24 protein-coding genes are annotated in these 25,908 nt (G+C 53.8%); 8 read left to right on the top strand and 16 right to left on the bottom strand.

The genetic code is table 11. The annotated features are described in order from the left end of the window. Positions 1-213: 213 nt before the first annotated feature. Entirely contained in the window at positions 214-2,328 is a 2,115-nt protein-coding gene (locus tag AC1EKG_RS00295) for a DNA gyrase/topoisomerase IV subunit B (RefSeq protein ID WP_004805318.1), read from the bottom strand. 130 nt (positions 2,329-2,458) lie between these two features. Here AC1EKG_RS00295 and AC1EKG_RS00290 point away from each other — a divergent pair, with 130 nt between their 5' ends. After that, a complete protein-coding gene (locus AC1EKG_RS00290; RefSeq protein WP_040314675.1) occupies positions 2,459-2,662 on the top strand; it encodes a DUF7455 domain-containing protein in 204 nt (67 codons plus the stop codon). Between the two features lie 69 nt (positions 2,663-2,731). Here AC1EKG_RS00290 and AC1EKG_RS00285 read toward each other — a convergent pair whose 3' ends face one another. Then, a complete protein-coding gene (locus AC1EKG_RS00285) occupies positions 2,732-3,976 on the bottom strand; it encodes an RNA polymerase sigma factor (protein WP_004805321.1) in 1,245 nt (414 codons plus the stop codon). A 142-nt stretch (positions 3,977-4,118) separates the two neighbouring features. Here AC1EKG_RS00285 and AC1EKG_RS00280 point away from each other — a divergent pair, with 142 nt between their 5' ends. After that, positions 4,119-5,174: a polyprenyl synthetase family protein gene (locus tag AC1EKG_RS00280; RefSeq protein WP_048707303.1), complete on the top strand. Its 1,056-nt coding sequence runs from the start codon at positions 4,119-4,121 to the stop codon at positions 5,172-5,174. Here AC1EKG_RS00280 and AC1EKG_RS00275 read toward each other — a convergent pair. Then, positions 5,171-5,515, bottom strand: coding sequence for an Rv2175c family DNA-binding protein (locus AC1EKG_RS00275; RefSeq protein ID WP_004805325.1), 345 nt, complete (start codon positions 5,513-5,515; stop codon positions 5,171-5,173). The two genes, AC1EKG_RS00280 and AC1EKG_RS00275, sit on opposite strands and share 4 nt — an antisense overlap. A 74-nt stretch (positions 5,516-5,589) precedes the next feature. Between AC1EKG_RS00275 and pknB the strand changes: the two genes are divergently transcribed. Continuing rightward, the gene (gene pknB / locus AC1EKG_RS00270; RefSeq protein WP_004805326.1) at positions 5,590-7,605 is read left to right on the top strand and encodes a Stk1 family PASTA domain-containing Ser/Thr kinase; all 2,016 of its coding nucleotides are present in this window, start codon (positions 5,590-5,592) and stop codon (positions 7,603-7,605) included. A 1-nt stretch (position 7,606) separates the two neighbouring features. Here the strand turns inward: pknB and AC1EKG_RS00265 are convergent, their stop codons facing one another. From AC1EKG_RS00265 to AC1EKG_RS00255, 3 genes are all read right to left on the bottom strand, one after another. Then, entirely contained in the window at positions 7,607-8,944 is a 1,338-nt protein-coding gene (locus tag AC1EKG_RS00265) for a class II 3-deoxy-7-phosphoheptulonate synthase (protein WP_004805329.1), read from the bottom strand. Between the two features lie 61 nt (positions 8,945-9,005). Continuing rightward, a complete protein-coding gene (locus AC1EKG_RS00260) occupies positions 9,006-10,226 on the bottom strand; it encodes a pyrophosphate--fructose-6-phosphate 1-phosphotransferase (RefSeq protein WP_040314676.1) in 1,221 nt (406 codons plus the stop codon). An 81-nt stretch (positions 10,227-10,307) separates the two neighbouring features. After that, a complete protein-coding gene (locus tag AC1EKG_RS00255) occupies positions 10,308-11,090 on the bottom strand; it encodes a lysophospholipid acyltransferase family protein (RefSeq protein ID WP_081499147.1) in 783 nt (260 codons plus the stop codon). A 3-nt stretch (positions 11,091-11,093) separates the two neighbouring features. On the opposite strand from AC1EKG_RS00255, the gene AC1EKG_RS00250 reads away from it, so the two are divergent. Continuing rightward, entirely contained in the window at positions 11,094-11,501 is a 408-nt protein-coding gene (locus tag AC1EKG_RS00250; protein ID WP_004805333.1) for a hypothetical protein, read from the top strand. Further along, entirely contained in the window at positions 11,501-13,246 is a 1,746-nt protein-coding gene (locus tag AC1EKG_RS00245) for a DEDD exonuclease domain-containing protein (protein WP_481067699.1), read from the top strand. The genes AC1EKG_RS00250 and AC1EKG_RS00245 overlap by 1 nt, the downstream gene beginning before the upstream one ends. On the opposite strand, the gene trpD is transcribed toward AC1EKG_RS00245, so the two are convergent. Continuing rightward, a complete protein-coding gene (gene trpD / locus AC1EKG_RS00240; protein ID WP_048707301.1) occupies positions 13,236-14,282 on the bottom strand; it encodes an anthranilate phosphoribosyltransferase in 1,047 nt (348 codons plus the stop codon). The genes AC1EKG_RS00245 and trpD overlap by 11 nt on opposite strands. Continuing rightward, positions 14,279-14,683 (bottom strand): response regulator, encoded by a 405-nt coding sequence (locus AC1EKG_RS00235; protein ID WP_004805341.1) that lies wholly within the window; start codon positions 14,681-14,683, stop codon positions 14,279-14,281. The genes trpD and AC1EKG_RS00235 overlap by 4 nt, the downstream gene beginning before the upstream one ends. 197 nt (positions 14,684-14,880) lie before the next feature. Between AC1EKG_RS00235 and AC1EKG_RS00230 the strand changes: the two genes are divergently transcribed. Next, positions 14,881-15,504, top strand: coding sequence for a superoxide dismutase (locus tag AC1EKG_RS00230; protein WP_004805344.1), 624 nt, complete (start codon positions 14,881-14,883; stop codon positions 15,502-15,504). Positions 15,505-15,574: 70 nt separating this feature from the next. On the opposite strand, the gene AC1EKG_RS00225 is transcribed toward AC1EKG_RS00230, so the two are convergent. From AC1EKG_RS00225 to AC1EKG_RS00210, 4 genes are all read right to left on the bottom strand, one after another. Then, positions 15,575-16,525 carry an FKBP-type peptidyl-prolyl cis-trans isomerase gene (locus AC1EKG_RS00225; RefSeq protein ID WP_004805345.1) on the bottom strand — a complete coding sequence of 317 codons (951 nt, stop codon included), beginning with the start codon at positions 16,523-16,525 and terminating at the stop codon, positions 15,575-15,577. A gap of 20 nt (positions 16,526-16,545) precedes the next feature. After that, positions 16,546-16,899 (bottom strand): iron-sulfur cluster insertion protein ErpA, encoded by a 354-nt coding sequence (erpA, locus tag AC1EKG_RS00220; RefSeq protein ID WP_004805348.1) that lies wholly within the window; start codon positions 16,897-16,899, stop codon positions 16,546-16,548. A gap of 73 nt (positions 16,900-16,972) precedes the next feature. Next, the gene (locus tag AC1EKG_RS00215; RefSeq protein ID WP_048707299.1) at positions 16,973-17,989 is read right to left on the bottom strand and encodes a glycerate kinase; all 1,017 of its coding nucleotides are present in this window, start codon (positions 17,987-17,989) and stop codon (positions 16,973-16,975) included. Continuing rightward, positions 17,986-19,335, bottom strand: coding sequence for a dipeptidase (locus tag AC1EKG_RS00210; protein WP_004805352.1), 1,350 nt, complete (start codon positions 19,333-19,335; stop codon positions 17,986-17,988). The genes AC1EKG_RS00215 and AC1EKG_RS00210 overlap by 4 nt, the downstream gene beginning before the upstream one ends. A gap of 62 nt (positions 19,336-19,397) precedes the next feature. Here AC1EKG_RS00210 and AC1EKG_RS00205 point away from each other — a divergent pair, with 62 nt between their 5' ends. Beyond that, entirely contained in the window at positions 19,398-19,991 is a 594-nt protein-coding gene (locus tag AC1EKG_RS00205) for a DUF3043 domain-containing protein (RefSeq protein ID WP_048707298.1), read from the top strand. 35 nt (positions 19,992-20,026) lie between these two features. Here AC1EKG_RS00205 and AC1EKG_RS00200 read toward each other — a convergent pair whose 3' ends face one another. Together AC1EKG_RS00200 and AC1EKG_RS00195 are read right to left on the bottom strand one after the other, a co-directional pair. Next, positions 20,027-21,040, bottom strand: coding sequence for a quinone-dependent dihydroorotate dehydrogenase (locus tag AC1EKG_RS00200; protein ID WP_004805355.1), 1,014 nt, complete (start codon positions 21,038-21,040; stop codon positions 20,027-20,029). Positions 21,041-21,057: 17 nt separating this feature from the next. After that, complete coding sequence (locus AC1EKG_RS00195) at positions 21,058-21,603, bottom strand: hypothetical protein (RefSeq protein ID WP_051004213.1); 546 nt, start codon at positions 21,601-21,603, stop codon at positions 21,058-21,060. 75 nt (positions 21,604-21,678) lie between these two features. Here AC1EKG_RS00195 and AC1EKG_RS00190 point away from each other — a divergent pair, with 75 nt between their 5' ends. After that, positions 21,679-22,515 carry a TrmH family RNA methyltransferase gene (locus AC1EKG_RS00190; RefSeq protein WP_040314826.1) on the top strand — a complete coding sequence of 279 codons (837 nt, stop codon included), beginning with the start codon at positions 21,679-21,681 and terminating at the stop codon, positions 22,513-22,515. Here the strand turns inward: AC1EKG_RS00190 and AC1EKG_RS00185 are convergent. Together AC1EKG_RS00185 and AC1EKG_RS00180 are read right to left on the bottom strand one after the other, a co-directional pair. Beyond that, the gene (locus AC1EKG_RS00185) at positions 22,484-23,239 is read right to left on the bottom strand and encodes an HAD-IIB family hydrolase (RefSeq protein ID WP_004805361.1); all 756 of its coding nucleotides are present in this window, start codon (positions 23,237-23,239) and stop codon (positions 22,484-22,486) included. The two genes, AC1EKG_RS00190 and AC1EKG_RS00185, sit on opposite strands and share 32 nt — an antisense overlap. A 188-nt stretch (positions 23,240-23,427) precedes the next feature. Continuing rightward, positions 23,428-25,665: a S8 family serine peptidase gene (locus AC1EKG_RS00180; RefSeq protein WP_176744638.1), complete on the bottom strand. Its 2,238-nt coding sequence runs from the start codon at positions 25,663-25,665 to the stop codon at positions 23,428-23,430. Between the last annotated feature and the right edge of the window lie 243 nt (positions 25,666-25,908).

The following is a 25,908-nucleotide window of genomic DNA, read 5'->3' as shown; positions in this document are numbered from 1 at the left end:
CGGCGTAGGCCGTACAACCTGGTCGTGGTTTTCACAAAAGTATACGAACCTGGAAAGCGCCGGCAGATCGCTGGCCGAGGAAAAACGCCAGGACAGCCCTAGGTGCGGGCCTGGTATAGAAGCCCGAAACGGCGGATGCACTCGATTAACTAATGGTTGGGACACGTCTCTCATTGTAATAGGTCTTTAGTCTTTACCGGAAACTCATATTGTTTAGGCATCAATGCGTTCGCGGTCGAACTCGTGCGAGCCCGCCACTATGAAATCGCGTCTAGGGGCAACGGTAGAACCCATAAGAAGCTCGAATACCTCTTCGGCTTTCTCTACTGCCTCTTCATCATCTAGCGTTACTCGCCGCAACGTCCGATGCTCAGGTTCCATAGTGGTTTCAGCAAGCTGATCCGCATCCATCTCGCCGAGTCCCTTGTAGCGCTGAATTGGTTCCTTATAAGTGCGCCCACGTCTCTTCAATTCAGCCAACTTCCGGTGCAGTTCAGCTTCGGAATACGTGTAGATGAATTCGCGCGGTTTGCGCCCCTTTGCCGCCACCTCAATGCGGTGCAGCGGAGGAACCGCCGCATACACTCTTCCCTGTTCGATCAGCGGTCGCATGTACCTGAAGAACAATGTGAGCAGCAGAGTGCGAATATGCGCCCCATCAACATCAGCATCCGTCATCATGACGATCTTCGAATACCGAGCCGCGTCAATATCAAAGCTCCGCCCAGAGCCAGCGCCTACCACCTGAATAATGGCAGAGCACTCGGCATTCGACAGCATGTCCGAGGTGGAGGATTTTTGCACATTCAAAATCTTGCCACGAATGGGAAACAGGGCCTGAAATTCGCTATTGCGCGCTACTTTGGCAGTGCCAAGTGCGGAATCGCCCTCGACAATAAAAAGTTCAGAACGCTCTACATCGTTGCTTCGGCAATCCGCCAGTTTGGCAGGCAATGAAGAAGTTTCCAGAGCGTTCTTACGGCGCGAGATTTCCTTCGAGACCCGGGCACTCACGCGCGCCCGCATCTCGCCTACAACCTTCTCGAGAATCGTAAAGGTCTGAGATTTATCCTCGCGTTTAGAGGAAGTAAAACGAGCTTTTAGGCCCTCCGTAACGATCTTATTTACCGCCCGGCGTGCCTGCGGGGTACCCAGTACTTCTTTAGTCTGCCCTTCAAATTGGGGCTCGGGGAGCGAAACCGTGACCACCCCGGTCAGCCCAGCTAGAACGTCATCTTTTTCGACCTTGCCGTCCTTCGCACCGACTTTCAGCTTTCGAGCAGACTTTTCTATTTGGGCGCGAACCACCTTGAGGACAGCCTGTTCAAACCCCGCCACGTGGGTGCCGCCCTTGGGCGTGGCAATGATATTTACAAAACCGCGAATGTCCGTGTCGTAGCCGGTACCCCACCTAAGGGCGACCGAGACGTGACAGTTACGTTGCCGCTCAATCGGTGCCAGGTGCCCAGTCTCAGGACTAATCTCTTGGACAACTTCCTGGTAAGGAAAATCCCCTTCTATAGCCCAGGTGTCACAAACCGGGGTGTCCTTGGCATTGAATTCCACAAAGTCGCTAATCCCGCCAGAAAAGTGAAAGGACTCCACAACCGGTTCCTCGCCGCGCTCATCCCTACACTCGATCGTCACCGTAGGCACTAAGAAACAGGTCTGCCTGGCCCTGTTCAACAGCTTTTCCCAGTCAAAAGTTTCAGTCGGCGGAAAGATTTGGAAGTCATCCCAAAAGCGCACCCGGGTGCCAGTGACTCCCCTCTTGGTTTTTCCTACCACATCAAGATGTGATCCCTCAGTGAATGGGGTGAACGGCGAGTTTGGGGTGCGCCCTTTTGAATCATCAAATACGCCCGGTTCACCCCGACGGAAACACATCTGATAGGTCTTGCCACCGCGATCGACCTGAACGTCCAAACGTGCCGACAGGGCATTAACTACCGAGGCTCCAACCCCGTGCAAGCCACCTGCTGCGGCATAGTTACCCGAATCAAATTTTCCGCCTGCATGTAGTTTCGTGTATACAACCTCAACGCCTGATCGCCCGGTGCCCCGGACCTCGTCCACGGGAATACCGCGACCATTATCAAAAACGGAAACAGAGCGGTCTGGGTGCAAAGTGACAACAATCTTGTCGCAGTATCCTTCGACAGCCTCATCGACCGCGTTATCTACGATTTCCCATACGCAGTGCATCAAACCGCGCCTGTCCGTAGAGCCGATGTACATACCTGGACGTTTACGCACCGCGTCCAAGCCCTCCAACACGGTTAAGTGTTGGGCATTATATTCCTGTTTCTTCTGTTCAGACGCACTCACAGAAGTAGTCTATTAGCTTAGTGACGTCATGGCCGGTAGCGACTCGAGTCCCACAGTTACCTGTTGCGCCTCTGGCGTAAAAGCGCCACAAAGTTGGAATCTGCCCCAAGACACCGTTCACAATAGGGGTATGGAAACAACAATCGAAAGAACCGAACAGACACAGACTTTCACCGCTGCTGATCGCTGCGATGCCTGTGGTGCTGCAGCTCAGGTTCGAGCGAACCTTATTTCCGGAGAACTATTGTTCTGTGGCCACCACGCCCGCCAATTCCAAGAAAAGCTGGTGCAGCAGGCGGTCAGCCTAGACGATCCTCAAGGTCTGCTGAAATAAGTAACCTTTGACTTATTTGACTTAAAAGTTTTGGGGCCCGCATTTGCGGGCCCCAAAACTATTTCAGTTCTAATCCAGGTAGTCGCGCAGAACCTGGGAACGGGACGGATGGCGCAACTTGGACATGGTCTTCGATTCGATCTGGCGAATGCGCTCGCGGGTAACTCCGTACACCTTGCCGATCTCGTCAAGAGTCTTAGGCTGGCCGTCACCAAGCCCGAAACGCATCGATACTACGCCCGCTTCACGCTCGGACAGGGTATCCAACACTCTGTGTAACTGTTCTTGCAGCAGGGTGAACGAGACGGCATCCGCTGGCACTACGGCCTCAGAATCCTCAATTAGATCGCCGAACTCGCTGTCGCCGTCCTCGCCTAGCGGAGTATGCAAGGAAATAGGTTCGCGACCGTATTTTTGAACCTCAACGACCTTCTCTGGAGTCATGTCCAGTTCCTTAGCCAACTCCTCGGGGGTGGGTTCACGACCAAGATCCTGCAACATCTGCCGCTGCACACGCGCCAGCTTGTTGATTACTTCGACCATGTGCACGGGAATTCGAATAGTACGAGCCTGGTCAGCCATTGCCCTAGTGATAGCCTGCCGAATCCACCAAGTCGCGTAGGTAGAGAACTTGTAGCCCTTGGCATAGTCAAACTTTTCGACCGCGCGAATCAGGCCCAGGTTGCCTTCCTGAATCAGGTCGAGGAACAGCATGCCACGGCCTGTGTAACGCTTTGCCAGTGAAACAACCAGACGCAGGTTCGCCTCTAACAGGTGATTCTTTGCATGCTGGCCGTCGATGCTTATTGCTCGCAGATCACGCATCTCTTTTGAAGTCATGGTCTGCGCATCCTGCTTCATCTTGTAATCGGCATACAGTCCCGCTTCGATGCGGCGAGCCAAGTCGACTTCCTCTTCAGCATTCAGCAACGGCACCTTACCGATTTGCTTCAGGTAATCCTTAACTGGATCAGCCGTTGCGCCCGCTACCGTAACCTGCTGTGCCGGCTCGTCACCCTCATCCTTTTCGGAAAGAGTGAAGCCGCTCTTTTCGTTGCGCTTCTTGCGACCGCGGTGAGCCTTCACTGCTGCCTTCCCGTGATGGGCCTTGACAGGCCCGTAATTCGGCTGGCCGGCCTGGGTCTTCTTTCCCTCTGCAGCGGGCTCGGCAGTAGCTTTTGCGGTGGCCTTGGTCTTCTTCTTAGCCGCTGATTTCTTTGTTGCTAAACCCTTGTTAGAGCTGGTTTTGCTGGTAGCATTGGCTTTGGAAGCGGATGCCTTGGAAGCGGTGTTCTTAGAACGCGAAGTTGACACGAATGCCCTTTCGTAAGCCAGTTTCCGCTATGCGGATGAAATCTCTATCTCTTCGCCATACGGCGTGCTAACACAATTATAACAACGAAAATCTCTTTGTCTTTCTGGGATCCCTCTAGCCAGGTACGATAGGGTGTTTAGCGTGACTTTTAATAGCCAGAAATTAAGCGACCTGATAAGTGCAGAATTGGCTCAATGGAGGGCGAAGTGGCCTTCCACCACCGTTCTTAACGGTCTTGCCGACGGGCTTGTTCATTACACCAAGGGCGGAAAAAGATTGCGTGCCCGCGGAGTGCAGCTAGGCTTTTCGCTTGCAGACGGAGCCAGCCAGCTGGAAGATGCCTGCCTAACCGGCCAAGTTGCAGTAGAGCTGTATCAGGCCAGCGCACTAGCTCATGACGACATAGTTGATAACGCTGATTTGCGGCGGGGCGCCCCCTCCCTGCACCGTTTCTACGAGAGCTGGCACAAATCGCACAACTTTCGAGGCAACGAGCAGACATTCGGCCAGAACTGTGCCATTTTGGTAGGCGACCTGTTGCTCTCTCTTTCTCAGCAAGTAGCAAACAGGGCGGCAGATCTTGCTAATTCAAAGTCTGCGCGGGATACCTTCGCCCAGATGACTGCCGAGGTTGCTGTCGGACAGTTCCTCGACTGTGCGCTGGAGGATACCCCTGTTATGGACAATCCTGGCTACGCGCTCGAAGCTGCCCTTGACGTGGTGAAGCACAAGGCTGCCCGCTACTCGGTTGCCCTTCCTGTAATCTTCGGCGCGCAACTTGCCGGCGCCTCGGAAGCGCTAACCAACGGGCTCGAGAAGGTGCTAGAGCCTTGGGGCAGCGCCTTCCAGCTACGTGATGACCAGTTGGGGGTATTCGGCGATGATCAAATTATGGGAAAGGCGACAGGCGCAGACCTGATCGAAGGAAAGCGCACTGTACTCGTAGCTCTCACTCTAAAGCGGCTAGGAAAGAATGCCGAAGAATTTCTTGCTGCGCTGGGAACCGACCTATCCGAACGTGAAATCGACAAGATGCGACAGACTATATCCGCCTGTGGAGCCTACGACGACCACGAGCAGTTGATCGCCTCTTTGCTGCAGGATGGAGAGCAGCATCTTGCGCAGCTGGAATTGCCGGAAGCCGGCAAGGAATCGCTTCGCCAGTTCCGCAACCTACTTGTGAACCGGCAGGTCTAGAAAGCTAGCGAACGGGCGTAGGAATTAACTTGCTTCTTGCGCCCCTGCTTTAGCGCATCGATCGGGCGACCGACAAAAGTGTCATCGCCTTCCAGTAGCCAGGTTGTAGCCTGCACTAGATCCATTCCAGCATCCTGCAAGACTGTAAGTGTCCCGCTAAGCCCGTCCACCAGAGTCCACGATCCGTCCTGGAAGGACAGGAAGTCTTCTGGAATACACAGCACACCATTTTCGCTGCGTAGTGCCCCTACTCTCCCCTCGCGCACCGCCGAGCGCAGCCTAGAGTAAGGCACGGACAACATTTCGGAGACATCGGGCAGGGGAAGTAGTTTTTTGCTCATGCGCTTAAGACTACATTGCCCTCTGGGGCGTGTGTAAAGTTCGCCAGCGCGGTTTATACACGTAGAATGCAACCATGGAAGGACCTCGGGGGATCAAGCGCGCCGATTCGAAGAGAGCGCTGCATCTTCCATTTAAGGCCAACAAATCTAAAGGGGACACAAAGCCCCTTGCAGATGCGGAAAGTTCTGCCCCTTCAGCCCCGGCGGGCGATCCTCTAGTCGGCAAGATCGTGGACGGTAGGTACATGGTCTTGGACAAGATTTCCTCCGGCGGTATGGCAACTGTCTACAGAGCCCGCGACGAACGACTTGATAGGCCGGTAGCACTAAAAGTGATGCACCCGCACCTGTCCGGTTCTCCCGATCTAGTCGCTAGATTTAGACGCGAGGCAAGAGCTACTGCCCGGATCAATCACCCCTCGGTCGTATCTGTGTTTGACCAGGGAATAGTAAATGGTGCTGGCTATCTGGTAATGGAACTTGTCGACGGCACTAACCTGCGTGAGCGGCTTCGCGAGGAAGGCTCTCTTAGCCTAGGCGAAACGCTCTCCATTATCGACTCCGTCCTAGAGGCACTCGCTCCTGCCCACCGGTCAGGCCTTATTCATCGGGACGTGAAACCTGAAAACGTCCTTCTAACTAAAGATGGCAATGTTAAGGTTGCCGATTTCGGTCTGGCTCGTGCCGTATCAGATGCAACCATGGCCACCACCGGTTCCGTCCTCGGAACGGTCGCTTACATTCCTCCGGAACTAGTCACTTCCGGCGAGGCGGATGCTCGCTCTGATATCTACTCGGTTGGCATCATGGCCTATGAATTACTCACAGGTAAGCCACCTTATGTTTCGTCAAGCGCTATCGCGGTGGCTTGGTCGCACGTGCACGAGGACATTCCGCGCCTTTCCGACACAATTGAGTGGATCCCATCCGAGGTGGATGATCTGCTTTGCGCTCTTGCTGCCCGGGAACCGGCAGATCGCCCTCAAGATGGGGCTGCCGGAGCACACTACGTGCGTGAAGTGATTGATGCCTTAGATCCAGAAACGCTGGCAAAGAAGTACACTGTCCTCCCACAGCAAACCAAGGAAAAGAACAAAACAGAAGTTGCCCCGCGTTCTTCATCCACCGCAGCAATTGATTACGGTTCTGGCACTTCTGCGCTGCCGATTGGAGCAATTGATTCCCCCGCAACAATCCGCAAGTCAAAGAACTGGGCGGTAATCCTCGGGGCCATAGTGATCGTGCTGAGCCTAATTTTGGGCACCATCTGGTACTTCATCTATGGCCCTGGCAGACGCGTTGATGTTCCTAACGTGGTTGGGCTCCAGGATTCCACTGCAGAAAAGCTGCTTGTAGACACCAACCTGGATCCGAATAAGAAGGCAGAATTCTCGGACACGGTCCCAAGCGGCATTGTCATTTCTACGAAACCGTCAGCCAAACAAAAGGTGAAACCCGGTACCAAGATCGCTTTGGTTGTATCCAAAGGTGTGCAGATGGTGCCCCTGCCGGATGTAGTCGGAAAGTCCAAAGACGAGGCGATAGAGGCACTCAAGGCGGCTCCACTAACGATCGGAAAGATTTCCGAAGAATACTCGGGCACCGTTGCCAAGGACAAGGTAATATCTACCTCCCCTGCGCCTCCGGCCACACTTCGCCACCATACGAAGGTCTCCCTGGTCATTTCAAAGGGGCGCGAGCCCATAAAGATTCCTGATCTTTCAGGTAAAAGCGCTGAGGAAGCGGCCAAGGAGACTTCCCAACTTGGTCTTCGCGCAACCGTTACAGAGCAGCACTCCAATGACATCGCCGCAGGCAAGGTGCTCAGCCAGGATCCAAAGGCTGGCACTGACGCCTACCGGGGCGACCCAATCTCCTACGTGCTCTCGCTCGGGCCAGAAAAGAAAGAAGTTCCCAACCTTCGTGGCATGAAGATGTCAGAGGCAAAGGCCCAATTGGAAAAGCTAGGCTTCAAGGTTGAGGTGCGGGCCAAGCTCCTTGGCATTGACCCACACCGCGTATATGACCAAAGCCCGAAGGGCGGCAAGATGGCCAAGGTAGGCTCTACAATTACGCTGATCCACGTGTAGATCAGGAATTTAGCAGAGAAGCTACCTGGAAAGCCATCTCGAGGGATTGCTGATGATTCAGCCGCGGATCTACCAAAGTTTCGTATCTAGAACCCAGATCGGCCTCACCGACTGGCTCAGATCCACCGATTACTTCGGTAACGTCATCGCCGGTTAGCTCGACATGAATCCCACCCGGAATGGTGCCGAGGGCGCGGTGTACTTCGAAGAATCCCTTCACCTCGTCCAAGATTGTGTCAAAGCGCCGAGTCTTGTATCCACCATAGGTAATGGTGTTGCCGTGCATGGGGTCAGTTAGCCACGTATATGGACGTCCATCCGCCTTCACTGCCTCAACTAGTTTCGGAAGCTTCTCGCGGATATTCTCAGCGCCCATTCGCGTTATTAGCGACATGCGCCCAGGCTCGCCCTCTGGATTGAGCTTGTCGGTCAGGGCGAAGATGTCCTCCGGCTTTGCGTTCGGACCTATTTTGACGCCTATAGGATTCTTTACCTTGCTAAGAAGCTCGACGTGAGCTCCCTTCGGGTCACGAGTCCGCTCCCCAATCCACAACATGTGTGCCGACGTGTTGTAAAGATCGTCGGTACGGGAGTCGGTTCTGGTTAGCGCTGCTTCATATTCAAGTAGCAATGCCTCGTGAGCGCTATAAAAGTCAACATATTGCAATGCGTCAAAATCAACCCCGCAGGCTTTCATGAATTTAAGGGCGTGGTCGATCTCGGCCGCCAATTGCTCAAATTTCTTGTACGCGGGATTGGAAGTAAAACCGCGGTTCCATGCATGCACTTCCCGCAGATCTGCATAGCCACCCTGCGTGAATGCCCTAATCAGGTTAAACGTGGTACCGGAATGCGTGTAAGCTCCCAGCAGCCTGGCCGGATCCGGGGTGCGTGCTTCTTTCGTAAACTCGTGCGAGTTGACAGAGTCGCCGCGGTAAGACGGCAATGTAACCCCGTCGCGTTCCTCAAAGTCGCTACTACGCGGTTTTGCGTACTGACCGGCCATCCTGCCTACTTTGATGACGGGGATACCTCCCGCGTATGTGAGCACGATTGCCATCTGCAGGATTGTCTGCATCTTCAGGCGGACGTGGTCAGCGGTAGATTCAGCGAATGTCTCGGCGCAATCTCCGCCCATCAATACAAACGCTTCACCTGCGCCTGCCTGCCCCATCTGGGTCTTTAGCTTATCTACCTCGCCAGCAAAAACTAGTGGGGGCCGAAGCTCCAAATCTGCCAATACTGCTCGTAGGGCTTCTTCATCCGGATAGGCCGGTTGCTGCAGGGCAGGAAAAGCCCTCCAGGACTGTTTAGGATCTTCGGTAAGCATGCAACACATGATAGAGCGCAAACGCCCGCCTTATCGGAGTGTTCCGACAGACGGGCGCACGTGAGTAAAACTACTTTGCTAGTTTCTTGCCTCGGGGCTGGCCAATCTGCTCTAGCAGATCCACGTACCAGTCAACGTCCACATTGAAGGGCTTGCCGCCCTTGATGCGGGCGAAGTCGATGACTGACAGCTTGTCGTCATTGTCTTCATCATGACCGATAACGCCAGGTTTGCCTTCCTTAGCGCACTCCACTGCCAAGTCGCACATGGACTTGATTAGATCCAGGTCTTCCTTATTTGCAGCAGCCGAGCGAGAGAAGTAACCAGACTTCTGCACCATCACCTTTTCAGCGCCAATCCGCTTTGCAAACTGCTTGGCGAACCAATTGCCCGGATTGATAGTGTCCAGCTTTACGTGCCCGAAGGCGTCTCGCTGTACCTCTTCGCCGGCCTCTTCCAATTCGCGGACGATGTCATCTACACCAGCACCCTCCGACAGGAAAATGTTCACGTTTCCGAGCTCGTCCATGATGCCCTTCAGACGTTTCGACTCCGCATCAATGTCGATCGATTCCTCTGGGACGTAAACAGCATGAATGTCCCAGCGTTCCTTAGACAGGCCAATCGATGGCACCCAGTTGCGCTGATCCAAGCGCTCGCGGTAAACCTTGGCGGTCTGGGCAGTCAGGTAACCACAGTTACGGCCCATGACCTCATGAACAATGAGCATACGCGGGCTGACTCGATGTTCGCCGATGATATTAGCGGCGAAAGTTGCCCCCTGCTCAGCTGCAGTCCAAGCACCGAGCGACTGTCGGATCGGATATACGTCGTTATCGATAGTCTTCGGCAGCCCGACAACTGTCAGCTCATAATCGTGCTCGTGCAGATACTCCGCAAGATCAGCAGCAGTGGTGTTAGTGTCGTCGCCACCAATGGTGTGCAGTACGTCAACGCCATCATCCTTAAGCTTTTCGGCGGCATACCCAAGCGGCTCTACGCCCTCGGGAATAAGCCCTCGCTTTAGGAGGTCTTCCTTGTTAGTGAGCTTCACACGCGAGTTACCAATAGGCGATCCGCCAAACTCAGTCAGATGCAAGGCGTTCTTACGAGCCTCATCGTCGACCACAATGTAGTTCCCAGTTAGCAAGCCGTGGTAGCCATTCTGGTAAGCAATGATTTCAACATCTGGATTTTGCTTAGTGTAGTTATCGATCAGGTACCCAACGGCAGCTGACAGACAGGGAGCGAAACCACCGGCAGTTAGCAGGGCTACGCGACGCATAGTCATCAATTCCTTCCAAGAAATTTAATCTGTGTCACGGTCTATTGTAAAGGTTTTACGTTACTGGGCGCACACCGCCCATTTTTACTACTTCTGCTTTCCACCAGGCACGGGACCGGCAAATTTACCCTCTTCAGAGAGCTTGCGCTTTACATCAGCTGCGTACTTGTCCACATATTCTTGCCCGGAAAGACTCATTAGCGAATACATAATCTCGTCTGTGATTGCACGCAACACGAAGCGGTCGTTTTCTAGCCCCCGGTACCGGCTAAAGTCCAACGCCGGACCGACTTTGATGCCAACCCTGTGAGGGCGAGGAATCACAGTACCAATAGGCTGGGCCACGTTGGTGCCAATCATTGCTACCGGCACTACCGGAGCTCCCGATTCCAGTGCCATTCGGGCAACCCCTGTTTTACCGCGGTAAAGCCGCCCATCGGGGCTACGGGTACCCTCTGGGTAGATACCGAACAGGCCGCCCTCGTCTAGTCGGCGAAGCCCGGTACGCAAAGCAGCCTGCGACTTCTTGCCACCTGTTCGATCTACAGGAATAGTGCCAACGGCCCGCATGAAGCGAGCCACAAGCTTGCCTTTGACGCCTTTCCCGGTGAAGTAGTCGGCCTTTCCCATAAACACAACTTCCCGTTCAATCATCAAAGGCAGAAAGAACGAATCAATTACGGCCAGGTGATTGGAGGCCAAAATGGCGGGCCCCTCAGAGGGAATGTTCTCGGCGCCCTCTATCCAAGGTTTATAGACAATCTTTAGTATCGGGCCTAAAATCGCCTTCAGCAGTCGATAAAACACGTCTTTCCCTTCAAGTTCGCATCTGCCAGCTTTCACCTGTGGGTGGCAAGCGCTAGTCTTCATCGTATGACGGGAAAGCAAAACTTGGGGCACGGCGGGCCGGAAGACATGTCAAAAAAGGAATTAAATCGACGCTTCCGCGACATTGTGGAACAAATAGATATTTCCGATGCCCCCGGCATGGGAGTACAGATGGGCAAGAAAGCGCCCTCTCCTGGGGCAATGGCAATGCGCGGACCTCGTGATTACAGCCTCGAGGAAGAGCGTTTTACACCTCCAAGGCCCCAGGGGAAAATTAGCCTCTCTCTGCCTGTAATCATCTTCATCGCCATGTGGGCTATGGTTATTATCACAGCCACAATATTCTTCTTTATGGGAAGGACCATGCCTGCTTTCTTAGGTGGTGTCCTCATAGTTATTGCGCTCGCTACGCCGATCCCGCTTACTATTGCGCTGCGCTCCAGGCGAAGGTAATGACAGCCAGGCTATCGACAGAACTAGCGAAACTGCGCTCCCTAGATTCCACCAGTGGAGTTCAGTCCTCTTTTGAACAGATGGGCACCCCGCTCCAACAGGTTACGTTCGTAGTAGTTGACCTGGAGACTACAGGCATGGGCGCTGGTGCGGCAATCACAGAAATTGGGGCGGTGAAAGTGCGGGGCGGCGAAGTTCTGGGCGAGTTTTCGACGCTAGTAAACCCAGAGCAATACATTCCCCCCAAGATCACCGCTCTCACCGGTATCACAAATGCTGCTGTCAGCAGGGCACCAGTCATAGCATCGGTGTTTCCCACCTTCTTAGAATTCGCCTACTTCTCGGACCAGACTGTCCTAGTTGCACACAACGCTGCCTTTGACGTCGGGTTTCTAAAGAGGGCGGCATCTCGCCTCGCCTACCCCTGGCCTTCTCCGACAGTGCTGGACACCCTCGCTTTAGCCAGGTTGGTACTGCCCCGCCCACAGGTGCGCAATCATAAGTTAGGCACCTTGGCCGGGCTATTTTCGACCTCTACAATTCCTGATCACCGGGCACTGTCAGATGCCCGAGCAACCGTTGACGTGCTGTACGGACTGCTTGAAAAGGCCGCTCCTCTAGGCCTTACACATCTAGAAGATGTCCGTACTATTTCAAAGCCCGTCCCTTTGAAACGCAGGCGCAAGGTAGCGCTGGTACAGAATATTCCCGCCTGCCCAGGGGTGTACTACTTTCGTTCGCAGATAGGCGATGTCCTTTACGTCGGTTCTTCTAAGAACCTGCATTCTAGGACCCGCTCATATTTCACTGCAGGGGAAAACCGTGGTCGAATTCGTGAAATGCTGGATATAGCCGCCTCAGTCACCTATACGCGGACGCCTTCGGAACATCAGGCACGAATCCTGGAACTACAAGAGATCGCCAGACTTTCGCCTCCATACAACCGGGCCTCACGCAATCAGATGCGGCATTGGTGGGTCGAGCTCACAGTGGAAGAAGTGCCCAGGCTCAAAGTCACCCGTGTTCCTAAAGGGAAGCGAATGGGACCCTTCTCGTCCAGAAAGCGAGCGCAAGCAGCGTCTTTGATACTCTCTAGAGCGTCGCGACTACGGCAGTGCACCTCCCCTTTGCGGCGAGTAGCCCATCCCTATGCCAAGGATTGCTACCTGGCTGAGACTGCCGGTTGCACAGCACCCTGCCACGGATTCTCAAAGAAAGATGAAGAGGCAATCGTTGATGCGGCCAATCTCTTGGAGGGGCATCTTTCGACACTCGTTAGCTCTTTCATAGAAACTATCGGAGATTTTTCAGCCGCCGAGCAATATGAGGATGCCGCTATGGTCCGCGACGACCTAAAATCGCTTCTGGATGGTGCTTTTGCAAATCTTTGGACGAAATCGGTGCGCCGCTCCCCTAAGATCATTGCCGCTCGTAGGAGGCCGCAAGGAGGCTGGGAAATCTTAGGGTTTTCGCACGGAAGCCTGATAGCGAAAGCATTAAGCGCACCCAGCACTTCTCCCCTACCCGTCCTCGACTCGCTAACAAACATGTGGCCTGCAAAGGAAGATGAAGCGAAAACTTCGTTTTCCCGTGAGGAGCTATTGGCAAACTCTAAGTGGATTCTGCGGGAGGGAACCAGAATAATTTCTTGGCAAGGAAAAGACTCCGACCCCGCCTCCTGGGATGTTGACGGGGTCGGAAAATACTTAGGTTTGTACAAAAAACTTAAGCTGGCTACTTCGTAAGTTCAATCCACTTTTCCAAAAGCTCAGCCGGCTTGCCAGATTCCAACGTCTGCCTAGCAATTTGCAGGCCTGCCTTCAATCTATCGACCAGATCACCCTGGCTGACCTGTTCATTCAGACCATAAGCAACGATTCCACCTGCGGCATTCAGTAACACCGCGTCTTGGATCGGACCTTCCTGGCCGTCCATGATCTGATGGAAGACCTTGGCGTTGTGGGCAGGATCGCCGCCGCGTAGGTCTTCTAAACTAGCCTGTTGGAGTCCCAGCTGCGTCGTAGCGTCAACCTCGGAATATTCGACCTTGCCGTCTCGGATATCCCAGATCTGGTTTGGCTCAATTGCGGAAAGCTCATCCAGGCCCCGGTTGATGCCACGGAAGACCAGTCCACGCATTCCCCTGGCTGCAAATACGCCTGCTACAAGCGGGGCATTCTTTTCGCTCGCTACTCCCACCGCGCATGCCTCTGGTGCTGCCGGATTAGTAAGGGGGCCCAGTACGTTGAAAGCCGTTGGAATACCAAGCATCTTTCGGACAGGGGCAGCGAAACGCATGGACGGGTGGAATAGGTTGGCGAAGCAGAACGTAATTCCGATCTTCTTGAATACCTCAGCCACTTGCTTCGGGTTCAGGTTCAGATTGACACCCAGCGCTTCGATCACATCAGCAGCGCCACATGAAGAGGTCGACGCTCGGTTTCCGTGCTTTACCAGCGGTACTCCGGCTGCGGCGATGACCAGGGATGCCATAGTTGAGATATTTACGGTATGTGCCTGGTCGCCACCGGTGCCGACAATGTCTAAAACGTTAGTTGGCACATCGAGTGCCACTGCATGGGATTGCATCGAGTCAGCCAAGCCACGGATTTCCTCTACCGTGGCTCCCTTGGCGGCTAGCGCCGTTAGGAAACCCGCAAGTCGGGCGTCTCCGGCTTCGCCGGTCATTACCTGGTCCATTACCGAGTTTGCTTGTTCGTAAGTTAGGTCCTTACCGGCGACCGTTGTTGCCAGAATCTCTGGCCACTTCAATTCGTTCATTGTTTCTGTCTTAGTACTTCTGCTACTGCTTCTTGCATCTGTTTTGGATCAATAGGTAGGGGCACGCATGCCGCAGCTTTGGAAAAGTTAGCTAACCACTGGTCCTGGGGACGGGCGATTGTAAAAATAAACGCCGGGATGTGGTCTTCGTCAATCGTGTCTGCAATTGTCTTTGCCAGCACCAATCCAGAGGTTTTGGCTGTTTCACCGTCTAGTACGGCTACGGGGAATACTTTTTCTTCTACAGCCTCAAGAGCGGCTACGGGGGTAGCTACCTCATGCCAACGTACCGGGGGAAGGCCTTTGCCTGGCCTGTGTCCAACTGCCGTAATGATGGTTTCACGGGTTTCTTTGTCATCAGAGTAAACCAGCAGCTCCACCGGATTCTGTTCGCTAGCCATTTTCTTCCTCTCGCATACGACTGTGACGGACTGTGCCCGTAAAGAACATCTTAGTAGGAAACTTGCTGACCCTGCTTAACTGTCTAATGTTTAGTGACTGTGCGAGAAAAATATCCTGTTCACAGATAAGGTTGAATGTACCGGGCCTTTTGGCCCACCGGTTCATTCCGGAACTTCACAACGAATAGGAGGCAAGAATGGCCGAATACACTCTGCCCGATCTTCCCTATGACTATGCAGCCCTAGAGCCGCATATCTCTGGCAAGATCATGGAACTACACCACCACAAGCACCACGCCACTTATGTGAAGGGTGCTAATACCGCGCTAGAGAAGCTGGCTGACGCTCGCGACAAGGAAGATTTGGCCGCGATCAATCAGTTCGAAAAGGACCTGGCGTTCAATCTTGGCGGACACACCAACCACTCCATCTTCTGGACTAATCTCTCTCCGGATGGTGGGGATAAGCCCGAGGGCGAGCTAGCTGCTGCCATCGACGAGTTCTTTGGTTCGTTCGAAAAATTCAAGGCACAGTTCACTGCCGCAGCCACTGGCATCCAGGGCTCCGGATGGGCAATCCTGGCGTGGGACACCATCGGCCAGCGCCTAGTCACCTTCCAGCTATACGATCAGCAGGGCAACGTTCCCGTTGCAACCGTTCCACTATTGATGCTGGACATGTGGGAGCACGCCTTCTACCTTGACTACCAGAATGTCAAGGGAGACTACGTGAAGGCCTTCTGGAATATCGTCAACTGGCAGAACGTGGCACAGCGCTTCGAATCGGCTAAGACGAAATTTGATTGCCTGGTCAACCTGTAAGGTGTAGACCTACCGCATAAAGTTTTGGGAGGCACTTAGTGCCTCCCAAAACTTTATCTATCTAGCGACGTCACTTTGTAGCCAATTTACCAGTTAGGTCCAGGATCACGACGCGCGCATCCTGGGTAGCTCCCCCGGCTCCTTTGGCAGCAGGCATTTGCACTAGAACCCTTGAGCCAATTTTCTGGCCTAGGAATAGCTTCATCATGTTCGGATTGGTACCGATCGACTGCTGAGTATTTTGGATACCCCCCATTTCCCATGAGGATTGTGGGGAATCCTTGGGGCCATCCTTGCCAACAAGTTGGGCAGTGATGTGGTAGCCGACAATATCGTCAGCCTGGATCGGTTCTCCCTTGCCCTCATTCAGAACCGTGACCTGGAATTCAGTGGGTGCCTTAAACTCTTTGCTGATCTTGAGTTCCGGCTTTGTTCCTGGTTTGCCAGCTACAGACAGTCCCTTCCCCAGTTCCGGGTTTAAAGGCTTGGCACTAGCTAGTGCTGAAGTGTCAGTCATATTCGCCGAGTCTTTGATGTCTACGACAAATACCAGTGTAGATCCGGCAGGAATTGGACCATTTTCTTTGTCGCCATACCCTTTATCAGGCGGGATCACCAGCTGTACGCGGTCCCCCACGTGTTTTCCTGCTAGTCCTTCTTTCCACCCGGGTATCACCTGGTCCAGCCCAAAGGATGCAGGCCCTCTGTTGTTCTCCCAAGTAGAATCGAAGACCTTGCCGTTCCACAGCTGGCCGGTGTAAGAGGCAAGCACTGTATCTTTCTTGCCCACCTCATGCCCATCGCCCTTATGCAGTACACGGGTCTTCAACTCTTTAGGAGGCTGCCCTGTTCCCTTAGCAATTGACGGTTTCTGGCCAGCTTTCCCGGTGACAGCCGGAAAGCCCTTTTCAGCTTGAGAGCCGTCACCGGAAGAACAGGAGGTAAGGACTATAGCAATGATCGAAAAAACGGCGAGGATCGCCAGTAGCCGGTTGATTCCGGCAACGGTTCTGTTGCGCATATTTCCTAGTCTTTGTTGAGTTAGTGGAAGGACTGCCCGCACGCGCAGGAATTTGCCGCGTTCGGGTTGTCGATGGTAAACCCTTGGCGTTCGATAGTGTCTGCGAAGTCGATAGTGGCTCCAGCCAAATATGGAACCGACATCTTGTCCACGACTACCTCAACGCCGTCGAAGTTCCTGACTGCGTCTCCGTCGAGGAGACGCTCATCGAAAAATAGCTGGTAGATCAGCCCTGAACAGCCGCCCGGCTGAACGGCGACGCGAAGACGGAGGTCATCGCGGCCTTCCTGTTCTAGTAGAGAACGGACCTTCTGGGCAGCAGCCTCAGTTAGAGTTACCTCATGAGTGGGAGCCTCAGTTGCGCTCTGAGTCATACTTTCCTCCACGTTAGACATGTGCGGATGCACTCTTACCCCAATACCCTATGGCTTTTAGCCCAAAGTGTCGCTATGGATGTGACCAGGTACGCGCTAAGCGTAGGCCAACCTCACTAGCACTGAGCTCAGGGTGGCTAAAGATTGCATTTATTCCAAAGTGGGCGACCTCTGGCCTAGACAAAGAACATTTCTGCGGGACCATTACAGTTGGGATAGCTGCCTCTTGGCCGGCTTGCCCCACGTAGGCACTAAGTGAGGAAGCCAATACTTGTGAATGAATTTCGTCCTCGAATACTACTGCCAGGTCGCAACCATTTAGGACCGTGGGAATATCCTGCAGATTTGCGAGCCAAGAGGTGGCTCGCGCTAGCTTAGCTCCCATCAGGCGAAGCACCTCAGCGGCTCCTGCCCCGCTTCCCGATCCTTCTGCTGTGCCAACCGCCGAGATCAGGACGGCCTGTTGCAAGCTATGTTCCTCCAGTGAGCGAAGGAAGGCTGCGCCCTCCTTTACTCGCTTTTGCAGGCGGAGTGCCTCGGAGCGGTGCTCCCCGCGGAAATCACTTGCGGTACCGGACAGGCCCAGCAGTGGCCTACCATCCTCAGTAAGTACGGTTACAGGTACCGGGAGTCGTTCATACCCCGCTTTAGCGAGCTCTTCAAAAGCAGCTCTCCCTAGATCAACAGCGCACGCCGGACCCAAAGCCACGTATAGCTGCTCCGGAGTTAACTCCAGAGCGTGAACTAACGCAAGGCCTATCCCCTTCGAACCCGGACCAGACCGAAAAGCCTCCTCGTGACCGGCAGAACGAGGATTAGCTACACCGGCGCAGTCAATGTAGATCTTTCTTCCGCTTCGCAGACTCGGTACGGAGACGAGGTTACCCATACAGTCCTCGACAGCAAATGCTGGGCCTTCTTCCCATCCCAGTGCCTGCAGTCCCAAAGCAATCTGTGTCCCTCTTGGTCCCCCGACGAAAGGGACTACCTCGTCGCCAGGGGCAGCCTGCTTCCACCCAAAGACGGCGTCCGCGCAAACTTTACGCGGATCGCCGCCTTCGATGTTAGAAGAAAATACTGCTACTTTCACTTGGCTGTTTTTACAAGCAACAGTGCCTCGGCCAAGACAGCATTGTGCAGATCACCCAGGTGGACGGACTCGTCCTCGGAGTGAGCGTGGGATTCAGGATCCTCAACACCGGTTACCAGCACGTCAGCTTCCGGGAAAACAGAAGCAAAATCGGCGATAAACGGAATGGAACCACCCTGGCCGATGTTCACGGACTCAGTCTGCCAAGCTTCATCCAAAGCCCAGTGTAAGTCCTTAATTGCCTGCGAATCCGCAGCCTTGTACGACGGCCCCATCTCGTTGTTAGTAATTTCGATGTGCGCACCAAAAGGTACATGTTCACGCAGGTGCTTTTCGAGCGCCTCATTTGCGGTCTTTGAATCTACTCCCGGAGCAGTTCTCATAGAGATCCGGAAGGTCGTCGTGGGAGCCAAAGTATTGGAGGCAGTTTCTAGAGGGCGTACATCCCACCCGATAATGGAAATTGCAGGCTTCGTCCACAAACGGGCAGCCAGATCTCCTGTTCCAGCAAGTTCAACACCGTCCAGAAGACCGGCGTCAGCACGGAAATCCTCTTCTTCATATGTAACGTCAGCCTTGTCCGAACCGCCAAGACCCTGAACGGCTACATCACCATTCTCATCGAACAACGACGCAATCAGTATCGAAGCCACCGTAACAGCATCTAACAGTGGTCCACCGAACTGACCGGAGTGCGACGCATGCTTTGCAACCGAAATAGTTACATCCGACTGAACTACCCCACGCAGAGTCGAGGTCACCGCCGGCGTGCCCACCTTCCAGTTACCAGAATCGGCGACAATGATCCGGTCCGCCGCTAGCCTATCCTTGTACTTCTCGAGGAAATTGCGGAACGATCCGGAACCTACCTCTTCTTCGCCCTCCACATACACGGTCACGTTCACAGGCAGATCCCCGCCTAGTGTGCGAAGAGCGCCAAGATGAGCGATGATGCCAGCGCCGTCATCAGCCGAACCGCGTCCGTATAGGCGGTCCCCCTTCTGAACCGCCTGGAATGGATCTGTAGACCACCTATCGATCTCGCCTACCGGCTGCACGTCGTGATGAGCGTACAGCAGCACAGTCGGGGCCTCAGAATCAACCTGCTTGTGCGCCAGCACTGCTGGTCTGCCCTGGGTGCCGTCATCGTAATTTGCGTAGCAGATCTCGGCATCCAGTCCCGCAGCCTCAAGCTGTTCCTTCACGAATGTGGCGCTCCGTAAAATCTGATCCTGATTCTCCAGGTCAGAGCTCACCGAAGGGATGGAAATAATGGTTTTAAGTGTCTCCACGAGCTCCGGGAAAAGCTTGTCAACGCGGGCTCGTGCTTCAGATGTTTCGATCATAGAACAAGCTTAGCGCGAGAATGCTTTTTGGTTCTAAGGCGTCCTCCTATAGTCTTCACTATGTGAGTGAGCCAATTAATAACAACGACCAGGAGCACGGTTCCACAAAGAATCGAGAAGCTCGGCAAAAGAGTAAGCCGACCCCTAAGCGGCGCGACGCACAAAAGCGAAATGAGCGCCCTCTGGTGGTGGGTAACAGGAAGCTAACTAAAGAGGAAAAGGCAGAGCGCAAGAAAAAGCGTAACGAAGTCCTAAATAAGCAGCGGTTGGCCATGGACGGAAAGGCACCCGAGCGCTACCTTCCCGAGCGAGACCAGGGTCCCCTGCGAAAGGCGACCCGCGACATGATCGATACCCGGTGGACACTATCTGAGTTCCTAGTGCCGATCATGTTCGTTGCATTTATTGCCACCTTCTTCCTGCCCCGGGGCGGGAAGCTGGCTTTCATTCCACTGGGAATTATTTACGCTATCTTCTTCAGCGCCATGCTCGAAATGTTCATAACCAACAGGCAGATCAAATCGAAATTGGCAGAGTTGTTCCCGGGCAGGCCGATTCCAGCGGGACAGGGCATGTATGTTGCGTCAAGGATGATGCAACTGCGCCCTTGGCGCCAACCGAAACCCGGTATAAAACGCGGCGAATCAATTCGCTAGAAAAATCCCCGGCTTAGGCCGGGGCTTTTCTTCATCTACTGGCCAAGCGCTCTATTGATGCGCCCTGGCCAGGCAGGACCGCCATAGATTAGAGCGGTGAAGCCTTCCAGAAAATCCGCACCAGCGGCAAGCATCTGCTCGGCATCGGCAACTGACGATATACCGCCGCAACCAATAATGGTGAACTCAGTCCCCAATCCTTCTCGGAGACGAGCTACAACTTCCAGTGCTCGCTGCCTCACTAGAGGACCCGACAGGCCCCCCTCGCCCAAATCATGGTTGATAGTGGTGTTTGTAGCCACTACCCCGGCAAGCGATTGTTCCCGCACCAGTTGCGCGACCGCATCTACATCCTCGTCAACCAAATCGGGAGCTATCTTCACAAAAATCGGAATATCTCTAGGATCAGTTTGCTTTGCCCCTTCTCGGGTTGCAGCAAGGATTGGCCCAAGTGATTCCACTGCCTGCAACGACCGTAGCCCTGGAGTGTTAGGAGAGGACACGTTTACCACCAAAAAATCTGCATAAGGGGCCAGTTTGGAAGCACAGTAACGATAGTCCTCTGGTGCCTGCTCTAACGGAGTCCACTTGTTCTTGCCAATATTGGCTCCGACCACACAGGCTCTGCCCTCGGGGGTGGAGCGCAATTTAGCCAGGCGTTTTGCTGCAGCCACAGCCCCTTGATTATTGAACCCCATCCTATTTCTGATGGCCCTAGACTCTAGCACTCGCCAGAGCCTAGGCGCATCATTTCCAGGCTGCGGTTTCGGAGTAATTGTTCCAATTTCAACGAATCCGAACCCTACCGCACACATGCCCAACACCGCTTCGGCATCTTTGTCCATGCCCGCAGCAAGTCCCAGAACTCCGGGAATCGGCCTAGGCAAAAAGCTCTTGGAAGCTGCTTTTCGCCCTCTGCCGAAAACTGACAGAAGCGCTCGGGTTGGACCGAATGTGCCAGCGTATTTCAGGGCAGTTATGGTCAGATCGTGGATTTTCTCGGGATTTGTCCGCTTCAGGACAGTGTCATATAGGAGTTCGTATAGCACCCCTATAGCTTATTAGGCTAGTCCCACCAAAGCCACCACCCACCCAACCCATTATGTCCACATACTGGCGCTATCTCGTCTGGCGGAGATACCTCCTCGTCACCAAAAAGCTCCTCCTTCAGCCATTCCCAAGGTGAGACGTGGGGTTTTACGGGTGGATCCGAGGGACTAAGATTCCACGTTAATGCCTCAATTGTTACCCGCTCATCGGGTCGTTCCGGACCTATCATGTACCCGTCTAGACGGACCTGGTCAGGATGGGCGCCAGCGGCAGTAACCATCTGTAGGAAGGTTGGCGAAAAGTTCTGACGATCCGCAAATTGGCTCTTGGGCACTGCTAACGCTAGCTCAAACGCTGTGTCAGCCTCCATGTCAAAAAACGGTAAGTAGTCGTCGGAACCAACACAGAAGGGACGCACCCTAGCTCCAGAAAGGATCAGCTCTTTTACTCTTCCCTGTGTCCACCCGCGTTCTCCGTAGAGTCGCGATTCCTCATTAATGATTGGTGAAGTCATTGTTGCCTTTCCGGTGAGCGCCTCTTCAGGCTGCCATTTCAGTTCCACCGGTACCAGTCGAATATGCCACGCCTGTGGAGTACGGGAATAGGAGTATTTGTGGATAAGTGGCACACTTGTAGCGTGCTAATTCCGGTTGACAACATAGAAGACCCGCGGCTGAACGACTATACGAACATGACGGACGTGGCGTTGCGCAGAAAGATCGAACCCGAACGTGGCCTCTTCATGGCCGAGTCGAAAAACGTTATTGAACGAGCAGTTGAAACCGGGCACAAGCCGCGTTCATTCCTAATGGCCCGAAAATGGCTGGAGTCGATGGCACCCGTAATTACAGCCGCAACCGGTGCTGCAGATGGCGGAGATATACCAGTTTTCTTAGCTGATGAAGATACCTCTAGGAGGCTGACTGGATTCCGCCTACACCGAGGTGCACTCGCGGCTATGCAGAGGCCTAAGCTCCAGTCTTTGACACAGACATTGCGCTGTGCCCACCGCGTCGCGATTCTCGAAAACCTCGTAGACCACACAAATGTCGGTGCCGCGTTCCGATCCGCTGCGGCACTTAACGTGGACGCCATCTTGGTGACTCCCTCCTGCGCAGATCCCTACTACCGCAGGAGCGTTCGAGTCTCAATGGGAACCGTTTTCCAGGTTCCTTGGACCAGGTGGGCATCGTTTCCAGATGTATCTGAGCTCAAGAAACTAGGCTTTCATCTGATCGCTATGGCGTTGAGTGATAATGCCGTGTCTCTAGATACCTTAGAAAACAGTGAGCTCGTCAGAAATCCCACTTCAAGACTAGCGATCATGCTGGGAACAGAGGGCACCGGGCTGACGCAAAAGGCTATAGATGCCGCGGACACAGTCTGCAAAATACCTATGGGTCATGATGTAGACTCGCTCAATGTCGCAGCGGCCGCCGCGGTCAGCATGTGGGCGCTGCGTCGCAGGTTGTAATAAAACGGTCAATCCAACGACAGGTATCCTCAGGACCAGTCACACTTACGCATTTAATACCCGTGGAAATCACCGGGTAATCATTTCCGCCTTCATCAAGCCGGTCCCCTACGAAAACCATCTCCTCTTTAGGAATACCCGTATGCTCAATGAGCTTATTCATTCCGTATGCTTTGTCGACTCCTTTTAGCGTGATGTCAACGCTGGTGGATCCTCCCGAACGAACTTCTAACTCACTAAGTATCGGGGCCAAAGCTGCTGCTAATTTTGCCTTCTTCTCTCCAGTCGGGTCCCACGCCCGCTTTTCTGCAATTGGCGCATTCTGCCCAAGAGCGGAGAAAGTGATCTGGGAACCTCTATCTTCAATTCGAGGCCCCCAGGTGCGGCCCTCCCACAGGCCGAGTCTCTTGGCATTGTCCTCAATGGAAGCAACAGCTTTATCCCTGGCGTCCTCCGAAAGATCAAAAGCATAAATGAGCTCCCATTCACCGTTGTAGCGGTAGTAGCGGGTCCCACACGTAGGCAATAGATGCAACTTCCTAAGGTCGCATCCCGAACCCAGGTTAGAGATCAACTGGCTATCAAATTGTTCAAAACGACCGCCAGAAATGACCGCAACCTCTACACGCTCTAATAGTCGCTCTAATACCTCAGCCATCTTGGGGGACAAAGGTGACTTGGAAGGAGCCAAAGTATCATCCAGATCGAATGCAACTAGGCGCATGTATCCTACTTTCTGATTGCCAGTGCGCCTTCTGAGCGCGGGAGCATTTGTTGGAAGTAAAGCCACCCTCGAAATTACCACGGCTAGCTCAATGCTTCTAACGTTTCGCCTTTCACTCAACTAACCACACTTTTAAAGGAGCGTGGCGCCCCACCTAAGTGGAGCGCCACACCAGATTAGTTGAAGTTCTACTTCTTGCTGGTACGACGAAGAGCTAACGTCGATCCCAAAGCGAGAAGTCCAACCGAAAGAATTCCCAACGCGTCACCGGCTACACCCGTAGCGCTCAACGACTGACGAGTCTTATGGACAACCTGCGTACGGTTTTCTACCTTGTCTTTCCTGGAGGCACCTTCTTTGTCTTTCCTGGAGGCACCTTCTTTGGCGGTGTCTTCCTTCCCGCCCTTGCCAGGCACGGCAGGTTCCGCTGGCGTGGCAGGTTTAGTTGGTTCAGCCTTGGGGGAGGGAACCTCTACCGAGAAGGTAACTTCACCCGAGGCGTCGTCATTTGCCCTCTCATCGTTATTTCTACCGTTGGCGGTGATCTTCAAAGAAGCATCTTTGGCGAAATCCTTCGCTTGATACTGATCGGATTCAACCCAGTAATCGCCATCAAACGCACCGTCAGCGCTCTTAGAGAATGCGAACTTGGTCCCGGAAACAGAAGCGTTTATCTCGGTAGCTGGGCCGGTCACATGTACACGAATCTTGAAGTCCTTATCGATCTTGGCACCGGCAAGTGGAGCCCAATGGGTCCCGTCTGTGGAGTACTCAACCTCATTGATAGTTGGGGCCGGCTGGTCGTCCAGTACAGCAGACAGTGCGCTAATAAACCCGTTGCCACGGTATTCCTTCTCTGCAGGAGTCTGTCCCACTTCAGAGAGCGTGACGGCTCCTCTATTTCGAGCAGACACACGCGCGAGTTCTTCTGCAGGAGTCTCTAGACGGTTGTAGGCCTTCTTAGCGTGCTTCTTCAAGAGCCCTGCCGCCTCGTCGGCAGTTAGGGTTGGGTTCACTGCCCGCAATAGAGCAGCTACACCTGCCGTATGTGGCGAAGCCATCGAGGTTCCGGAGAAGGTATCGTATTCTTTCCCACCGGAGGCCGCCTTAGAAACCGTGGAGTAAATGTCTACGCCGGGGGCAGCCACATCAACATTTGTCGCACCATAGTTCGAGAAATAAGCCCTGCGTAGCTTGGCGGTTTTCGGATCAACCTTCGACAGATCTGCCTTCCGCTTGCCCGGTTCAGGCTCCAAACCAACTGCCGAAACGGTGACGACTCCGGGCAACATGGCCGGGATATCCAAACCGCCTTCAACATTTCGATTCTCAATGATGTTCTCGTCACCATTATCGTTTGGCGAGCCGTTATCGACTTTCACATTGTCTAGATCTGCATTGGAGTTACCCGCAGCAGCAATATTTAGTACTCCCTGTGTCTGCGAGAACTTCACCGCCCTAGTTACCGCTTCAAGGCCTGCCGCCTGATTTCCTTCGGAAGGAACCCAGTATTCCCACGGGTCAACGTAGTAGGAGTTATTTGTTACGTCGAATCCCTGATGGCCGGCCCACATAAAGCCACACGAGGCATATTCGGGATAGATAGAGCCATCGCGGTTCACGACCTTGACCGCAGCTAGACGAGCCTTAGGTGCTACGCCCTCGACCCCTACTCCGTTTGTCGCTGCCCCAATGGTGCCAGCAACGTGGGTACCGTGGTCTGATCCGGGAGTATCATCAGGCTGCCATGCCTCGTAACTGGTATCGGCGACACCATTCGTGCTGCAACCGACGGACTTAGAGGCATCGATCTGATCCTTCAGGTCCTTGTGGCCGCCTTCAATGCCCGAGTCGATGACCCCGACTGTAACAGGGGCTAGTTTTACATCTACCTTCGCAGCTTCATCCGCGCCAGTCGCCGCTATACCCCACGCTTTAGGAGTATCCGGATCAGACTGAAAATTTCGTTCTGCAACGAATTGGCTTTCCGACTCGGCTGCGTAGGAAGCCGCTCGATCACCAGTTGCGCCATTTGGCTTCGGAACCACTACCTCCTTGCCAGAAACCTCCTTCGTTCGAGTAGGTCCTACGGAGTGCAGGCCTATTCCGGCAGCAGTAAGCTCTTTCGCATACTTCGCTGCAAAATCCTTTGCCGATGCCTGCACAAAGAAAGTATTGATTTCTGGATACTGAGCCAGAACCTTACCTAGCCCATTTGCTCGGTTAACTGCTTCATCTAGTTGTGCGCGTGACGCATCGCGGTTCAGGTTGACCGCATAATTCATAACCCTGTCGGTTTTCTGATCAGCAGCAATAACAGGCTGGTCCGCAGCAAAAGTCGGAGTCGCCGCCCCGATTCCAAGAAGGGACACCGACATAACCGCCATAGTACCGGTCATCATCCGGAGTGCCCTGTGGGAGCTCATTCTGCTCATGTGTGGTCCAATCAAATAGGGGACAAAAAATCGGAATACATCCGCACAAAAAGTAACGATATTTACATGCCGTTTACTTTTCCATTAGTTTACACATACCCATAGCAGGCAAATCCCTTAATGCGCCCTACATTCGGGTAAACCATTCATATGATTACCCAAAATCTTTGCCGCATCCATCGTAGAGAATTCGCATATTTGCACCACTTTCCCTCCATCGGAAGTAAACATGCG

It is taken from the genome of Winkia sp. C0117E2 (assembly GCF_056590455.1).
This window is presented reverse-complemented; position numbering and strand designations above follow the sequence as displayed.

Excerpts from the sequence above, each read along its gene's own strand:
- AC1EKG_RS00290 (WP_040314675.1), top strand. The coding sequence starts at position 2,459 with ATGGAAACAACAATCGAAAGAACCGAACAGACACAGACTTTCACCGCT.
- AC1EKG_RS00275 (WP_004805325.1), bottom strand. The coding sequence starts at position 5,515 with ATGAGCAAAAAACTACTTCCCCTGCCCGATGTCTCCGAAATGTTGTCC.
- pknB (WP_004805326.1), top strand. The coding sequence starts at position 5,590 with ATGGAAGGACCTCGGGGGATCAAGCGCGCCGATTCGAAGAGAGCGCTG.
- AC1EKG_RS00265 (WP_004805329.1), bottom strand. The coding sequence starts at position 8,944 with ATGTGTTGCATGCTTACCGAAGATCCTAAACAGTCCTGGAGGGCTTTT.
- AC1EKG_RS00260 (WP_040314676.1), bottom strand. The coding sequence starts at position 10,226 with ATGACTATGCGTCGCGTAGCCCTGCTAACTGCCGGTGGTTTCGCTCCC.
- AC1EKG_RS00255 (WP_081499147.1), bottom strand. The coding sequence starts at position 11,090 with ATGAAGACTAGCGCTTGCCACCCACAGGTGAAAGCTGGCAGATGCGAA.
- AC1EKG_RS00250 (WP_004805333.1), top strand. The coding sequence starts at position 11,094 with ATGACGGGAAAGCAAAACTTGGGGCACGGCGGGCCGGAAGACATGTCA.
- AC1EKG_RS00245 (WP_481067699.1), top strand. The coding sequence starts at position 11,501 with ATGACAGCCAGGCTATCGACAGAACTAGCGAAACTGCGCTCCCTAGAT.
- trpD (WP_048707301.1), bottom strand. The coding sequence starts at position 14,282 with ATGAACGAATTGAAGTGGCCAGAGATTCTGGCAACAACGGTCGCCGGT.
- AC1EKG_RS00235 (WP_004805341.1), bottom strand. The coding sequence starts at position 14,683 with ATGGCTAGCGAACAGAATCCGGTGGAGCTGCTGGTTTACTCTGATGAC.
- AC1EKG_RS00230 (WP_004805344.1), top strand. The coding sequence starts at position 14,881 with ATGGCCGAATACACTCTGCCCGATCTTCCCTATGACTATGCAGCCCTA.
- AC1EKG_RS00225 (WP_004805345.1), bottom strand. The coding sequence starts at position 16,525 with ATGCGCAACAGAACCGTTGCCGGAATCAACCGGCTACTGGCGATCCTC.
- erpA (WP_004805348.1), bottom strand. The coding sequence starts at position 16,899 with ATGACTCAGAGCGCAACTGAGGCTCCCACTCATGAGGTAACTCTAACT.
- AC1EKG_RS00210 (WP_004805352.1), bottom strand. The coding sequence starts at position 19,335 with ATGATCGAAACATCTGAAGCACGAGCCCGCGTTGACAAGCTTTTCCCG.
- AC1EKG_RS00185 (WP_004805361.1), bottom strand. The coding sequence starts at position 23,239 with ATGCGCCTAGTTGCATTCGATCTGGATGATACTTTGGCTCCTTCCAAG.
- AC1EKG_RS00180 (WP_176744638.1), bottom strand. The coding sequence starts at position 25,665 with ATGAGCTCCCACAGGGCACTCCGGATGATGACCGGTACTATGGCGGTT.